This window comes from Streptomyces sp. NPDC093510, from assembly GCF_040683555.1.
Classification (GTDB): Bacteria; Actinomycetota; Actinomycetes; order Streptomycetales; family Streptomycetaceae; genus Streptomyces.
Window position 1 is genome coordinate 112358 of sequence record NZ_JBFBEE010000014.1, and the last position, 14813, is coordinate 127170.

The 14813-nt window shown below is 73.3% G+C and carries 9 protein-coding genes; 5 read left to right on the plus strand and 4 right to left on the minus strand.

What is annotated here, in order from left to right; genetic code table 11:
* The first annotated feature begins 11 nt into the window (after positions 1–11).
* The gene (locus AB0N81_RS23305; RefSeq protein WP_365361280.1) at positions 12–3005 is read left to right on the plus strand and encodes an ATP-binding cassette domain-containing protein; all 2994 of its coding nucleotides are present in this window, start codon (positions 12–14) and stop codon (positions 3003–3005) included.
* Positions 3002–3841: an ABC transporter ATP-binding protein gene (locus AB0N81_RS23310; protein ID WP_365361282.1), complete on the plus strand. Its 840-nt coding sequence runs from the start codon at positions 3002–3004 to the stop codon at positions 3839–3841. The genes AB0N81_RS23305 and AB0N81_RS23310 overlap by 4 nt, the downstream gene beginning before the upstream one ends.
* Before the next feature lie 45 nt (positions 3842–3886).
* Here the strand turns inward: AB0N81_RS23310 and AB0N81_RS23315 are convergent, their stop codons facing one another.
* Positions 3887–4954 carry a CocE/NonD family hydrolase gene (locus tag AB0N81_RS23315; protein ID WP_365361284.1) on the minus strand — a complete coding sequence of 356 codons (1068 nt, stop codon included), beginning with the start codon at positions 4952–4954 and terminating at the stop codon, positions 3887–3889.
* Between the two features lie 116 nt (positions 4955–5070).
* On the opposite strand from AB0N81_RS23315, the gene AB0N81_RS23320 reads away from it, so the two are divergent.
* The 3 genes from AB0N81_RS23320 (at position 5071) to AB0N81_RS23330 (ending at position 8000) form a co-directional block, all read left to right on the plus strand.
* Complete coding sequence (locus AB0N81_RS23320; RefSeq protein WP_365361286.1) at positions 5071–5724, plus strand: GNAT family N-acetyltransferase; 654 nt, start codon at positions 5071–5073, stop codon at positions 5722–5724.
* A complete protein-coding gene (locus tag AB0N81_RS23325; RefSeq protein WP_365361288.1) occupies positions 5724–6683 on the plus strand; it encodes a PaaX family transcriptional regulator C-terminal domain-containing protein in 960 nt (319 codons plus the stop codon). The genes AB0N81_RS23320 and AB0N81_RS23325 overlap by 1 nt, the downstream gene beginning before the upstream one ends.
* 525 nt (positions 6684–7208) lie before the next feature.
* The gene (locus AB0N81_RS23330; protein WP_365361608.1) at positions 7209–8000 is read left to right on the plus strand and encodes an aldo/keto reductase; all 792 of its coding nucleotides are present in this window, start codon (positions 7209–7211) and stop codon (positions 7998–8000) included.
* A gap of 51 nt (positions 8001–8051) precedes the next feature.
* Here the strand turns inward: AB0N81_RS23330 and AB0N81_RS23335 are convergent, their stop codons facing one another.
* The 3 genes from AB0N81_RS23335 to AB0N81_RS23345 are packed head-to-tail and all read right to left on the minus strand — an operon-like array spanning position 8052 to position 14809.
* Entirely contained in the window at positions 8052–12008 is a 3957-nt protein-coding gene (locus AB0N81_RS23335; protein WP_365361290.1) for a tetratricopeptide repeat protein, read from the minus strand.
* The gene (locus AB0N81_RS23340) at positions 11998–13062 is read right to left on the minus strand and encodes a MoxR family ATPase (RefSeq protein ID WP_365361292.1); all 1065 of its coding nucleotides are present in this window, start codon (positions 13060–13062) and stop codon (positions 11998–12000) included. The genes AB0N81_RS23335 and AB0N81_RS23340 overlap by 11 nt, the downstream gene beginning before the upstream one ends.
* A 1-nt stretch (position 13063) precedes the next feature.
* Positions 13064–14809: a trypsin-like peptidase domain-containing protein gene (locus AB0N81_RS23345; RefSeq protein ID WP_365361294.1), complete on the minus strand. Its 1746-nt coding sequence runs from the start codon at positions 14807–14809 to the stop codon at positions 13064–13066.
* Between the last annotated feature and the right edge of the window lie 4 nt (positions 14810–14813).

The window sequence follows — 14813 nt, forward strand, 5'->3', positions numbered from 1 at the left end:
GGCGGGCCGCCATGTCGGACCTGCTGGGATTCGTGCTGAGCGGACTCGTCTCGGGTGCCCTGTACGCCCTCCTCGCCACGGGCCTCGTCCTGTCCTACTCGGCGTCGGGCCTCTTCAACTTCGCACACGGCGCGACCGCCTACCTGTGCGCCCTGGCCTTCTACGAACTGCACTCCGGCTTCGGCTGGCCCGCCGTGCCGACGGCGCTGCTGCTGGTCCTCGTGGCGGCACCGGCGCTCGGCTGGGGCCTGGACCGGCTGATGTTCCGCAAACTGGCGCGGGTCGGCGAGAGCGCGCAGATCGTCGCGACCATCGGCCTGCTCGTCGCGCTGCCCGCGCTCGGCCTGTGGACCGTGGAGCTCCTGGAGGACGCGGGGGCCCCGGTGAAACCGGCCGAGAACCAGTTCGGACTGCCGGGCGTCGGGCCGAGCCCGGCCAGGAGCTGGCAGCTCATGGACGGCGTCGGCATCGACTCCGACCAGCTGATCACATGGGTGGCCACGGCGGTGGTCGCCGTCGGCCTGTGGATCCTGATGCGGCACACGCCGCTCGGCCTCAGACTGCGGGCCGCGGTCGACAACCGCTCCCTCGTGGAGCTGCGCGGCATGAGCGCGGACCGGCTCTCCTCGGTGGCGTGGATGCTCTCGTCGGCCCTCGCGGGCCTCGCCGGGGTGCTCGCCACGCCCCTGCTCGGACTCTCCGCCCACGACTTCACGCTGTTCCTCTTCGTGTCGGCGACGGCTGCCGTGCTCGGCCGCTTCCTGTCGATCCCGCTGGCGTTCGCGGGCGGCCTCGGGCTCGGCGTGCTCCAGAACCTCGTCGCGGGGTACGCCGACTTCGCCGAGAACATCACCGGCTTCCGTACGGCCGTGCCCTTCCTCATCCTGTTCGCCGGGCTGCTCCTGCTCACGCGGCGGCAGCGCACGGCGGGCACGGCGGCGGTGGACGCGCCGCCCGTCGACTACCTCGCCGGGCGGTCGTGGGCCCGCAGGTGGGGGCCGTGGGCGGTGGCGGCGATGCTCCTCGCCCTCGCGTTCTACACGGTCACGACGCCCTTCTGGAGCGGCCTCCTCGCGCAGGGGCTCGCCATCTCGCTGGTCTTCATCTCCTTCACCGTGGTGACGGGGCTCGGCGCGATGGTGTCCCTCGCACAGGCCACCTTCGTCACGGGGGCCGCGCTGGTCGCCGGGCTCCTGATGAGCCACGGCTGGCCGTTCTTCGCGGCGGCGCTGGTGGGAACGGGTGCGGCGGCGGTCCTCGGCGCACTCGTGGCGCTGCCCGCGCTGCGGCTCGGCGGGCGCTCGCTGGCCCTCGCGACCCTCGCGCTCGCCTTCCTCGCCGACCAAGTCCTCTTCCAGATGGGCTGGTTGAGGAACGGCGACACGGGCTGGGAGATCCCCCGCCCCGTCTTCGGCCCCGTCGACCTCTCGGACGACCGCGCCATGGGCGTCGCGATGGTCGTCCTCGTCACGGCGGCCGTCGCCGCGCTCGGCGCGCTGCGGGACTCGCCGTCGGGACGGGCCATGCTGGCGGTACGGTCCGCCCCGGCGGCGGCGATGGCCTCCGGCATCTCCGTGCTGCGCACGAAACTGCTCCTGTTCACACTGTCGGCGGGCCTCGCGGGATTCGGCGGCGTGATGTACGCGTCCTTCAACACCCGTGTCACCGCGACCGACTTCACCGCGATGACCGGCCTGATCTGGCTGGCGGTGGTGGTCGCGGCGGGGGTGCGCAGGCCCCAGTTCGCGGTGGTGGCGGGCCTGGTCTTCACGCTCGCCCCACACCTGCTGTCGGACTACGTCACGGACTCCCCCCACCTCCCGGTCATCCTGTTCGGCCTCGCGGGACTGGCCTTGGCGAACGACCCGGACGGATACTGCGCGGCGCTATCGGTCCGGCTGCACCGGCGGCGGGCGGGTTCGGCTACGTCGGTGCCCGGTGGGCGGGCTTCTTGGCGGGGCCGCGGCGCGGCCGAGCCGCAGAAGGCACGCGACACGGGCGGGTATGGGGCGGTGGCATCCGTTCAGCCGCGCCGCCGGCGAGCGGCTTCAGCCACTCCGGCGCCCGAGGAGCGGGACCCGGAGCAGAGCCCGGGCGCGGCCGAGCCGCAGAAGGCACGCGACACGGGCGGGTGCGGGGCGGTGGCATCCGTTCGGTCGCACCGGTGGCGGGTGGGGTCGGTCCCTGCGGCATCCGACGAGCTGGGCCCTGGGCGGAGGCGTCGCGCGGCTGAGCCGCAGAAGGGACAGTCAGGGAGGGGGCGGGGCGGGGTAGAAGCGTTCGGTGCCCTCGGGCTCCGTCAGCTGCACGCCGGATACGACGGCAGCCCCGTCCTCCACGGCGTGGACCTCACCGTCCGCCCGGGCGAGATCGTCGCGCTCCTCGGCCCCAACGGTGCCGGGAAGTCCACCACGTGCCTCGCGGCTGCCGGACTGCTCGCCCCCACGCAGGGCCACGTGTACGTCGCCGGACACGACGCCACCCGCGCGGGCGCCGCCCGACGCTCCCGCGCCGGTGTCGTCCTCGCCCCCGAGGGCCGCGGCATCTTCCCCTCCCTCACCATCGACGAGAACCTCGCCCTGTACCTCGGGGATCGGGACGAACGCGACGCCGTGTACGAGCGGTTCGCGGGGCTCGCGGCGCGCCGCAAAGTGACCGCGGGCTCCCTCTCCGGCGGCGAGCAGCAACTTCTCGCCCTCGCCCCGCTGCTCCAGCGCCCGCCGAAGGTGCTGATCGCGGACGAACCATCGCTCGGCCTCGCACCACGCGTGGTCGACGACGTCTTCCGGCTGCTGGTCGAACTCCGGGACGCGGGCGCCGGGTTGCTGCTCGTCGAGGAGAAGGCCGCCGAGATCCTCGGGGTCGCGGACACGGTCGCGTACCTGGCGCAGGGCCGCGTCTCCTGGTGCGGCCCGCGCTCCGAGGTGCGGGCCGACCGGCTCACGGAGGCCTATCTGGGCATGGCGGCGGACGGACAGACGGCCGAGGAAGTGGGCAAGCCATGAGGGATTACGTCCTCGAGGCCGAAGGGGTCGGCGTCCGCTTCGGCGGCATCCGCGCCCTGGACGGGGTGGGACTCGCCGTCCGCCGGGGCGAGGTCTGCGGACTCATCGGCCCCAATGGCGCGGGAAAGACCACGCTGTTCGACGTACTGTCGGGCATCCGCGGGCCCGACCGGGGGCGGGTGCTGCTCGACGGCCGCGACGTCACACGCCGCTCCCCCGTGTGGCGCGCCCGGCACGGAATGCGCCGCACGTTCCAGCGACAGCAGCTCTTCGGTCAGCTCACCGTCGCCGACAACCTCGTCGTCGCGCAGGAGTGGCGGGGCGGTGGCGGCGGGTTCGCCGCCGATCTGCTGGCCTCGCCGACCCGGCGCGCGCACGAGAGGGCACGGCGGGAGCGGGCCGCGGCCGTGCTGCGCTCATGCGGCCTCGACGCGCTCGCCGGGCAGTACGCGGGCGCGCTCCCGGTCGGGCAGGCCCGCATGGTGGAACTGGCCCGCGCGGTCGCGGACCCGCCCAGGGTGCTGCTCCTGGACGAGCCCGCTTCCGGGATGACGGCCGACGAGCGACGTCATCTCGCTGCGGTCGTCCGCCGCCTCGCGGACGAGGAGGGCTGCGCGGTGCTCCTCGTCGAGCACAACGTCGCCTTCGTGATGGAACTCTGCGCCCGTGTCGTCGTCCTCGACCTGGGCCGGGTCCTGGCGCACGGCACGGCGGCCGAGGTACGCGCGGACCCGAAGGTGCGGGACGCCTACCTCGGGACGACGGACGCCGAGGACGGAGGCGGCACTGCCGGCAAGGGTGGCGCCGATGCTCCCGGTGGCGCGGTGCCGAGGTAAGTGGAAACCAGGGACCGGGCGCGGGGGTCGCGGTGGTCGCGGTGGTCACTCGGACCCCTTGCGGTCGTGGTCGGCGATCTGCTCGACGAAGTCGCGCTGGTGGGCGAGGAATCCGGCGGCGTACAGGCGCCGGGGGGCGAAGACCGCGGTGAGAGTGAGGCGCGGCCCGGAGTTCTCGACGGCGCTGTCGACCAGCGAGTGGGTGGCGTCGGGGTAGTGCCGCACCGTCAGGGACGCGGGCGGCAGGATCCGACGGTAGGCGGCCTCGGTGTCGGCGACGTCGACGTTGATGTCCTGCCCGGCCAGCACCAGGAGCGTGGGAGTGCCGCGCATGGCGCGCAGGTCCCCGCTCGCGTCGGAGCGGTAATTCTTGGCGATGAACCGCCAGCGTTCGGCGGTCATGCCGTCGGTGTCGGCGACCGCGGTGCGGTACTGCTCGAAGGTCGCGCCCTGCCTCAGCAGGCGCAGGGTCGTCTCGCGCCGTCGCAGCGCCGTTCGTGTCTCGTCCCTGGTGGCGCCGTCCCTGCGCAGTTCGGCGAGGAGGTTGTAGCGCCCTTGCCGGCCCCAGTCGACGGCCGGTGAGACCGCGATGACGAACTGGACAGCGCGGTCGCGGGCCGCGACTTTGGGCAGCACCCACCCGGCCTGGCTGGCCCCCCACAGGCCGACGCGCCGGCCGTCGATGTCGGGACGCTTGCGCGCCCAGGCGATCGCGGCGAGGGTCTCCTCCGCGCGGTCGTCCATGCTCTGGTCCTGCCAGTTCCCCTCGGAGGCGCCGACGCCGGGCTTGCTCAGGGAGAGCGAGGCGTAGCCGGCCTTCGCGAACGACTCCCACAGGGGCCGGTAGAAGGTGTCGTGCGTGGCGTCGACCGGCCCGTCGCCGTGGACGAACACCACCAGCCCGAAGGGACCGTCGCCGTCCTGCGGGCGCGCCAGGACGCCGTCCAGCAGCCGCCCGTCGTGACGCACGGTGATGCGTTCCTCCCGTAACGCGTAGGTGTTCTGCCAGACCGCGACGCCGCCCGCCCCCGCGCCCACCAACAGCACGGCGACCAGCGACCACGCGAGGACACGCCATCGGCGCCGCACGAACGGCGCCATCAGTCGCCTCATCGCTCCCCCTCTTCAACCGAAAACTATCTTTCACAATACGTTCGTATGCAGAATGAGCGTAGTAGGGTCGATAGCACAAGAGCGGGCACCCGCCCTGCCGCACGGAAGGGACGCCGATGAAGCCGATAGAGCCGACGGAGCCGATGGAGCCGATGGAGCCGGTGGACATACGCAGGGGCGTACCCGAAGGCAGCGAGACGCGCGTGGCCGCGCTGTACTGGGAGGCTTTCGGGCGGAAGCTCGGCGCCGCCCTCAACCCGCCGGACAAGGCCCGCGCCTTCCTCGCGGCTCATCTCCACCACGACCGGGGCGTGGTCGCCGTAGTCGACGGCGAGGTGGCGGGGGTGGCCGGCTACCAACTCGACGAACGCGGCCTGACGGGAGGCGGCGCGGGCGACGTCCTGTCCACGTACGGGACCTTGCGCGGACTACCCCGCCTTGCTCTTCTCCTCCTGATGGAACGGCGGCCCGCCGACAGCGAACTCGTGATGGACGGCATCGCCGTCGCCCCCGAACACCGCGGCAAAGGCATCGGCGGCCTCCTGCTGCGCGAGATCGCGGCCGTGGCCGCCGATCACTCCTGCCGGCGCGTCCGCCTCGACGTCATCGACGTCAACCCACGCGCCCGCGCCCTGTACGAACGGCACGGCTTCGTCGCCGTACGCACCGAGAAGACCCCCTACCTGCGCGACCTGATGGGCTTCGGCGCCGTCACGACCATGCACCGGCCCGTCGCACCGGCCGTCTCGACGAACCGCCGGGAGGCTTGATGAGCACGCAACCGAACCTCCCGACGGACACGCAGCCGAACACCTCGACGGACACGCAGGCCGCCGACGCGGACGGCACCGCTCCCGTGCCCGTCCCCACCCGGCTGCTCGTCCACGCCCTGGTCCGCGAGGACGGCACCGTCGACTCCGGTGAGCTCTACGCCGTCGCCGGCCTTCTGGGCATGACCGACCAACAGGTCCGCCTCTGCATCAAGCGGCTCGTCGCCGAGGGCCGCTTCACCCACGAAGGCCGCGGACGCAAGGCGCTGTTGAAGGCGGTCGCCGACTTCACCGGCTCGATCACCCCCGACGTCGCCTACGTCCGCCACGCCTACCGCCAGGACCACGGGCTGGCGCCCTGGGACGGTGTCTGGCACCTCTTCGCCTTCGCCATCCCCGAGTCGAGCAGGACCTCCCGCGACACCCTCCGCGACACCTTGCGCCATCTCGGCGCGGCCCCGGTCCAAAGCGGCCTCTACGTCAGCGCGAATCCCATCGGGGAACTCGTCGAAGCCCAGGCCCGCCACCTCGACGTCGCCCACGCGGTCACCTGCCTCACCAGCACCGACCTGCGCATCGGGGGTCTGGATCACCCGCCCGGCCTGGCCGCCGCCCTCTGGCCCCTGGACGACATCGCCGCGCGCCACGACCGCCTCGCCGGCCTCGCCCAGGTGTACCTCGACCGGCTCACGCAGCCGGACGGCCCCACCGGGCCCGAGCGGTTGGCCATGGCCATCCAGCTCGCCGCGGCCTTCACCCACGCCATGGAACCGGACCCCCTCCTGCCCCCCGAGCTCCTCCCCCAGCCCTGGCCCGGGGCCCACGCCCGCCGACTGACGGCCGCCTGCTGGACCGCACTCGCCGGGGCGGACACCCACGCCCCGGCCGGGACGCCTGTCCCACGCTTGTTCGTCCAGTACGAGGACCTGCTCGCGTCCGTCCCCGAGGGTCTTGCCTGACATTGGGCCCTACCGACATTGCGTCTTACCCGGCATACGGCCGCCCCGGCGGACAGGCACCACCGCCCGAGTCAGCCGTGTGCGTGCGGTACACGTAGTGGGGCGGGGCTTTCGCACGGGAGCGGTCGCGAGGATCTCGACGCCGTCGCGGGCTTACCGCAGCCGGGCGACACCCAGGGTGTGGTCGAGCTCGGCGTCGATGAGGACGACCCCGGCGACGGGGGTGTGCCGCGTGTCGGGGCACGCGCAGTTCCATTGGGGCAGCCCACCGGTCGGCGGGACTTCCTGAGCTTCCGGAAGAAGTGAGGTTTCAGGAACAGATCACCGGGACACGAGGTGGCCCGTGTGCTTGTAGCGTTCGTATAGGTGCCTCAGGCCGACCAGGAATCCGGCACTCCAGGAATGCGGCACTCCAGGAATGCGGCACTGCCGCTGATCGTTGACCATGGGCGTAACACCCGACGACTTAAGGACCGAGAGCTCGTGAGCAAGGTTCCCCCGATCACCCTCAACAACGGCGTCGAGATGCCGCAGCTCGGTTTCGGCGTCTGGCAGGTTCCGGACGACGAGGCCGAGACGGCCGTCGTGACGGCGCTGGAGGCCGGGTACCGCAGCATCGACACCGCCGCCATCTACGGCAACGAAGAAGGCACGGGCAAGGCGATCGCCGCTTCCGGCGTGGCCCGTGAGGACCTGTTCGTCACGACGAAGCTCTGGAACGCCGACCAGGGCTACGACACGACACTGCGGGCCTTCGACACCTCGCTGGAGAAGCTGGGCCTCGACTACGTGGATCTGTACCTGATCCACTGGCCGCTGCCCTCCAAGGACGCGTACGTCGACACGTACAAGGCCTTCGAGAAGATCCACGCCGACGGCCGCGCCAAGTCCATCGGCGTCTCGAACTTCCTGCCCGAGCACCTGGAGCGGCTGATCGGCGAGACGTCGATCATCCCCGCCGTCAACCAGATCGAGCTGCACCCCCACCTGCAGCAGCGCGCCACCCGTGAGTACCACGCCGAGCAGGGCATCGCCACCGAGGCGTGGTCGCCGCTCGGCCAGGGCAAGGGGCTCCTGGAGGTTCCGGCGATCGTCGCCATCGCCCGCAAGCACGGGCGCTCCCCCGCGCAGGTCGTGCTGCGCTGGCACATCCAGCTGGGCAACGTCGTGATCCCCAAGTCCGTGACGCCGTCGCGGATCAAGGAGAACATCGACGTCTTCGGCTTCGAGCTCGACCCCGAGGACATGGCGGCGATCTCCGCGCTGAACGAGGACCGGCGGATCGGCCCGGACCCGGCGACGTTCGACGTGGCCTGAGCCTGCTGCGCCCTCGCGGGGCGACCCGGCAGAGCGCCTCCGCCGCACCTTTCAGGGTCGGCGGAGGCGTTCCAACTGCCGCCTGAGTGGGTGGAGTTCACTGCTGTGCATCCCCGGCGTGGGCGAGAGGGTGGTCAGGGCGTCCTGTAGGAGCGCGACCGCGTCCGGTACGCGCCCCTGCTCCTCCAGACACCGGGCGGCCTCGCCGAACATCTCCATCGCCCGCAGATATCGCCCGGCCCCGGCATGCGCCCGCCCGAGCCTCTCGTACAGTGCGCTCGCCTCGCCCGAGGCGCCCTGGAGGGAGTAGGCCGCCGCGAGACTTCCGACGACCGCCAGGGTGTCCGGGTGGTCGCTGCCGCTCACCACGTACCGGTGGCCCAGGGACCGCTCCAGGATCGGTACGGCCCAGTCCGTGTTCCCTTCCGCGAGGCTCACGCGGGCGAGCCCCTCTCGCAGCGTCATGGTCTCCGGATGCGTGTCCCCCAGCGCGCTGCTGCTGCCGGCCAGCGCCGCCTCGTACAGCTCGATCGCCCTGACCGACATGCCGGCGGCCCAGTAGCGCGCGGCGAGATCGGACTGCGCCCGGACCGTCACCGGGTGCCCGGCGCCGAGGGACGTCCTGAAGCCGGTCACCACGAGCTCCCACTCGGCGAGTGCCTCCTGTTCCCGGCCCACCGCCTCGTACGCCAGGGCCAGCCCGCCGCGCAGGGCGAGAGTGCCCCGCGCCGTGTCGCCCCACACCCTCCGGCAGGCGGCCAGCGTGTCCGTGTACGTCTCGATCGCCTCCTCCCAGCGCTCCGCGGTCAGATACGCGCCCGCGAGCTTGATGCGCAGGGTCAGGGTGCACGGATGCTCCTCGCCCAGGGCGCGGGCGGCGCGGTGGCGGACCGCCTCCATCTCCTTGACGGCGCGCGAGGTGGCGCCTGTCGCCAGGTACGCGCCCGCCAGGTCGGCACGCAGTTCCAGCACGTGCGGGTCGTCCGGCCCGCGCGCCATGCTCAGCAGGCCGACGGTGTCCGCGTACAGGGCGATCGACCGGCGCAGGTCGCCCGCCTCCAGGAGCGCGGCCGCGAGCATGGCCGCCGTCGCCAGCGTCTGGGGCTCGTTCGAGCCGGGGTGTCGCGTCCGGGCCGCGAAAGCTCGCTCCAGGGCGTCGACGGCCCGCCGCAACTGGCCCTGCCCTACGAGGAATCGGACGTAGGCGGCGAGCATGGTGGTGACCACGTGGATGTCGTCCCGGTCCGACGAGTGCTCGGCCAGCTCCTCCACGTGCGGGACGAGCCGCCACCACGACGGCCAGGTCGCGGGGTCGTCGGGGTCCTCGGGCAGCGCGTCCGCGATGCAGGCGACGGCTCGTTGCCGGGCGGCCTCGCCGCGATCCGGGTCGCCCTGAACGGTGAGGCGGACCAGGGAGGCGGTCGAAGCGGGCAGCAACACCGTGTCCGCCCCGAGACGCACGAGGCCACGGCCCGACAGGAACTCCAGGGCGCGGGCCGTCTCGGAGGGATCCACGCCCCCTGTCAGTACCTCGCGGGGTACGGGGTCAGGAGCCAACCAGGCGAGACTCGAAAGGAGTTGGCGGGTGACCGTGTCACCGGACGAACGGAGGAACTGCCGGACCCGTCTGGACAGGTAGGCCGCCTCATGCCACCTGCTCTCCACGACGACGCCCTGGCCCTCGTCCTCCACGCCCCAGTTCGATCCGACGCACTTGCCCGCCCGCTCCACGGCGAGCGGCAGCCTGCCCAGATCCTCGCAGAGCGCCGCCGCCCCCTCCGCGTCCCGGCCCCAGTACCGGGTGAACAACTCGACGGCTTCGTCCAGTTCGAGCACGCCGAGTTCGGTCGGTGTGGCGATGCCCTCCCAGCCGGTGGCCGTGCGGCTGGTGATCAGGACGTGACCGCCCGCGCTGAACCGGGACAGCAGGACACGGACATCGGCGGGGTTGCGCACGTCGTCGAGGACCAGCACCCAGTCCTCGTGCGCGCTCAGCCACTGGAGAGCCCACTCCCAGCGCCCCTCCCCGGCGAAGAACTCCGGCACGGCGGGCCTCAGGACCCGCGTGAGCTCCGCGAGTCCTCGGACGATCGAGGCGGGTGAGTCCGCCTGCATCCACCACACCGGGCCGTGGTCCACGGCCATTCTCGTCGCCCACTCCGTCGCCAGGGCGGTCTTCCCCACTCCCTCGACGCCGTGCAGGACGACCGCCCGGGGCGCCGGTCCGAGCCTCGCCGCCTCGCACACGTGGTTCAGGTGGTCCAGTTCGCGTGTGCGGCCGACGAACACCTCCTGCCTCGGCACCACCACCGGCAGGTCGAGGGCCCGGACCGGTGACGCACCGCCCTCCGCGGTTGCGTCAGCCGTGGCAGCGGACTCCCCCGCCTGTTCCGCCACCCGTCCCCGCAGCAGCCCCAGCGCTTCCTCGCTGACCAGCGCGAAGGGCTGGCCCGCCGGACCGAGAGCCCGGCTCCCCGCCCCCTCCGTCACCCGTACGACCGCACGGAACGCCCGGCTCGCCGAGCCCGCCTTCTCCTCGATCTCCTCGCCGAGCCGGGTCAGCAGCTCGGCGACCTCCAGCGACTCCGCGCGGGGCAGCATGCCGAGCAGGGCGTGCCGCGCGCCCGGCACGAAGTCGTACAGGCCGCTGTCCGTACCGACCGGCTCCAGGAGGCCGCTCAGCAGCACCTCGGCCAGGTCGCTGGGGCGCGAGCCCGGGGTGACCCGCTGCTGGATCAGCCGCATCACCGGCAGCGCGGGCACCGCCAGCGCGACATGCGCCGCGAGGTCCACCGCCGTGGGCGACGCCACCGACTGGAAGCGCAGGATGCGTTCGGTGATCGGCAGGTCGCCCTCGGTGGTGAGGGGTTGGAGGTGCGGTGCCGGTGCGGCGCTCACGTACGTGACAGCCGTGTCCCGGCGGCGGTCGCCCGACGCGGTGATCAGGCCCGCCCAGTCGGCCAGCCACTCGGGGGCCAGTTCGAGGACCGGTACGGGAAGCGTGTCCGCCGCTACGGCCGCGGCGCGGCCGTCGTGCGGGGTGAAGCGCAGCGCGGTGTTGGGGGCGCCCGCGCGGGAGGCGATCGCCCGGCCGGGGACCGCGGGGGCGGCGGTGCGGCGCCAGAGGCGTTCGGGGAGCGGCTGCAGGATCGCGGTGGGGCCGCGCCGCGCCCACGGGTACAGGGCGGGGGCCGCGCGGCCGCCCCACCAGTGCGGGCCCGAGCAGTCACTGAGGACGAGGGTGACCTGGCGGCCCGTCGGGTCCACGAGGGCCCCCGGGGGCATCGCGGGGCCGCCGGGCGAGGAGCGGACGCCGACGCGCGAGCCGAGGTCGGCGAGGTGCCAGAGCCGCACGTCGCGGAAGGCGCCGGTGCGTTGCAGCGCCTCGCGCAGCTCGCGGACGAGGGGGCGCCACACGGCCATCGCCGGTCCCGTGTCGGCGACCAGGGCGAGGCTCAGGAAGCGGTCGCTGACGGGGGTCAGGACGGGGACCCATGGGCGCAGGCCGGGGTGGCGGGCGGCGCGCGCGGCCGTGGCCTCCTCGTCCAGGACGCGGCGGCGCCGGTCGGGGACGCGCCGCTTGAGCGGGCGCAGGGCCCGCTGGATCGCCAGTTCGTGGTGGAGGGCCTGCGGGGCGGGGACGAGGACCTCATCGGCGTCGGAGCCGGGCCGCGAGGCGCCGCGCGGGACGTGCAGGACGGCTCGGGGCGAGTCCTCGGTCGGGGACGGGTCTCCCTTAGCGCCGCCGGAAGCAGAGGGTCCGGCCTCCTGGCCGCCGCGTGCCCGCGGCACCCGTCCCGGTCCGGAGAGTCCGGCCCGGATGAGCGCGTCCTCCGCGTCCTCCGCGTTCACGGCGTCCCGGTCCCCCGATCCACCGGAGCCTTCGCCTGCACCCGCCCCCGCCCCGGAAGGCAGCCGCTCCGCCAGCCACAGCATCTCCGCGAGCTCCAGCGGAGTGACCGGCGGGCCGAGCGCGTCGAGCGTGTCCCGGAGGCGGTCAATCGTCATCGGGGCCGGCCGCCTCGCCGCTCAGGAACGGCATGACCTGGTCGGCCAACTCCCGCACGGTCTCCGGGTGTTCGCTGAGCGCCGCGTGGTGGCACATGTAGATGGCGTTCAGGAGCTGGTCGTTGGCGAGCAGTCCGCCGCTGCGCCGCTCGAAGAAGCGGTCGATGATCTCCCGGGTGCCCGCGGGGAGTTCACCGTCCGCGTCGCCGACCACAGGGCCCAGGTGCTCCTTGACGATCGCGGTCAGCTCCGCCACGGTCGCGGGCTGCTTCAGGTTCACGGTCACGCAGCGCCGCAGGAACGCCGGCGGGAACTCGCGCTCTCCGTTGCTCGTCATGACGACGAGTGGGAAGGCGCGGCAGGTGACGGTGCCGTCGCGGATCTCCACGCGGTCGGTGGTGCTGTCGGCCGTCATGACCCTGGCCGTGGCGTCCGCGCGCCGGGCCAGTTCGACGATCTCGTACCACCCCTTCTCGAAGACGGTCAGGAGGTCGTTGGGCAGGTCGATGTCGCTCTTGTCGATCTCGTCGACGAGGAGGACGCGCGGGCGCTCGTACGGCAGGAGGGCCGTGCCGAGGGGGCCGAGGCGCAGGTAGCCGCCGATGTCGTCGCCCGCGTCCGCCGTCCCGCGCCGGCGGTCGGCGGCCACGGCTCCGCGCCCGCGTGCGCGTTCGGCGGCGTACAGACGGGTCAGCGGGTCGTACTCGTAGAGGCCGTCGCGGAGGGTGACGCGGCTGGTGATCGGCCAGTGCAGGACCTTGCCGAGGTTCAGTTCGTGCGCCACCGCGTACGCGAGAGAGGACTTGCCGGTGCCGGGGGCGCCGGTGACCAGGAGCGGCCTGCGCAGGTACAGGGCCGCGTTGACCTGGCGGACGGCGTCCTCGCCGGGCCGGTAGCTCACGGCCACGTGCGGATTGCCGGAGTCGCCGGGCGGGGTGGGCAGGGGCGGGCCGCCGGTGAAGGTGCGCCATGGCGGCGGGGCGGGGAGGCGGTCGATGCCGTCGTGCGGGACGCGGCTCCCCCGGAAGATCTGCCAGTCGGTCGCTTCGGCCATCTCAGCTCCTCCCCGCCCCAGGTGCCGACAGCGGCGGATCCGCCACGCCCTGCGCACTGTCCCAGAACAGGGTCAGCCGGTGCCCGCAGTGCTCGGCGTCCCTCCTGACCGGGGAACGGGCCTCCCTGCGCAGCCGCATGACCTCGAACGGCAACTGGCGGGGGTCCAGGGTGTCCACCGCGTCCGTGATCCGGTCGAGGAACTTCTCGGGCGAGCAGTGGGCGTGCCCCGCGCTGCCGCAGTCGTGTCGCCGCCACAGCATGATCGGCACACCCGTGTCGAGGGCCGCCTCCAGCCAGTCGCGGGCCGGGGTCGAAGCGTACGCGAGGGCGCACAGCTGGTCGTCGGCGTCCAGCCAGTCGCGGAAGTCGTAGAAGTCGTACGGGAGTCCGCACTCCACGCGCTGCGGCCGGGTCTCGCCGCGGGCCCGCACGGTGTCCCAGCGGCGCCCGGCCCGGTCGGCGGCGCGCACCGGCTTCAGCCGGCCCAGGTCACGGACCACGACGGGCACCGTACGCATGGGCCAGGGCCGCTCCACGCCCGGCTCCCGGATCTGCCACTCGTCGAACGGTTCGTTCATCAGTCCCTGCGGCACCACGACCTCCAGCATCCAGTCGCAGCCGTGGACCTTGCCGACCTGCCCGGCGAGGAGCGCCTCCGTCTTGGCGCGCAGCTGCTGGCGGCGGACCCTGACGGGCCCCGCGCGGCCGACCTCCACGCCGCCGATCACCGTCCGCACGTACAGGTCGAAGCCCGCGCCGCGGGTCATCGGCTCCGCCCGGAACACGATCGAGCCGGTGGGTGCGGCGGGCGGCCCCGGGGCGGCACCGCGGGGCGCCTCGTCGTCGTACTTCTCCAGCCCGTGCCGCCGCAGCCAGCCGTCGGCGTCCGCGCTCACCGTCCCGGCCCCGACCAGTCGGCGCAGCAGCCGCACCACCGCTCTCTCCCGTACTTCCCTGTCGCCCACGACCACCTCGGCGGTGTAGCGGACGGCGTGCCACACGGACCGGAAGACCGGCGGGTCCCTGCGCAGCGTCGGGCAGAGCTGCCGCACCATCAGGTGCAGGGCGTTCTGGTCGAGGGGTGCTCCGTGGACCAGCGTGCGCAGTTCGCGGCGGGCGGCGGGCTCCAGCCAGTCCAGGGGCAGGAGGTCGTCGATCTCCTCCCAGTGGCCGCGGATGGTGTCGAGCGGCAGCATCTTGCCGATGGTGCCCTCTTGGTCGCCGCCGAGGTCGGCGTCCGTGATGATGCCGACGACGCGGACGGACCCGCCGTCCGGGTAGTAGACCGCGGCTCCGCTGAACCCCTCGTCGAGCCGGCGCAGATGGGCGTGCTCGACGTAGACTTCCAGCCACTCCTGGCCGAGCAGCCGGTCCGCACTGGTGCGCAGCGTGACGTGCGTGCCGTCCTTGTCGAAGTGGGGCGGGAAGCCCTGGGCACGCAGTTCGCGGGCGGTACGTCCCTGGCGCGGGCGCAGCGCGTCGAGCCGGGCGAACTCGCACGGCGGCACCCGCAACGGCTCGTCCAGCCGGACGACGGCCAGGTCGCCCCGGTCGCCCTGGCACCGCCAGCCGCCGGTCCACGTCACGGCCGCGGGGAGGGCGTCGGCGACGCCGGGCAGGGACACGGAGACCCTGTCCCGGCCCCCGACGACGTGCGCGCAGGTGATCAGGCGGGCGTCGTCGACGAGGACGCCCGCCCCCAGGGTGGCGCCGCCCACGGTGTCGATCCGGGCACGCCAGTGCATGTCC

Excerpts from the sequence above, each read along its gene's own strand:
- AB0N81_RS23305 (WP_365361280.1), top strand. The coding sequence starts at position 12 with ATGTCGGACCTGCTGGGATTCGTGCTGAGCGGACTCGTCTCGGGTGCC.
- AB0N81_RS23310 (WP_365361282.1), top strand. The coding sequence starts at position 3,002 with ATGAGGGATTACGTCCTCGAGGCCGAAGGGGTCGGCGTCCGCTTCGGC.
- AB0N81_RS23315 (WP_365361284.1), bottom strand. The coding sequence starts at position 4,954 with ATGAGGCGACTGATGGCGCCGTTCGTGCGGCGCCGATGGCGTGTCCTC.
- AB0N81_RS23320 (WP_365361286.1), top strand. The coding sequence starts at position 5,071 with ATGAAGCCGATAGAGCCGACGGAGCCGATGGAGCCGATGGAGCCGGTG.
- AB0N81_RS23325 (WP_365361288.1), top strand. The coding sequence starts at position 5,724 with ATGAGCACGCAACCGAACCTCCCGACGGACACGCAGCCGAACACCTCG.
- AB0N81_RS23330 (WP_365361608.1), top strand. The coding sequence starts at position 7,209 with ATGCCGCAGCTCGGTTTCGGCGTCTGGCAGGTTCCGGACGACGAGGCC.
- AB0N81_RS23335 (WP_365361290.1), bottom strand. The coding sequence starts at position 12,008 with ATGACGATTGACCGCCTCCGGGACACGCTCGACGCGCTCGGCCCGCCG.
- AB0N81_RS23340 (WP_365361292.1), bottom strand. The coding sequence starts at position 13,062 with ATGGCCGAAGCGACCGACTGGCAGATCTTCCGGGGGAGCCGCGTCCCG.
- AB0N81_RS23345 (WP_365361294.1), bottom strand. The coding sequence starts at position 14,809 with ATGCACTGGCGTGCCCGGATCGACACCGTGGGCGGCGCCACCCTGGGG.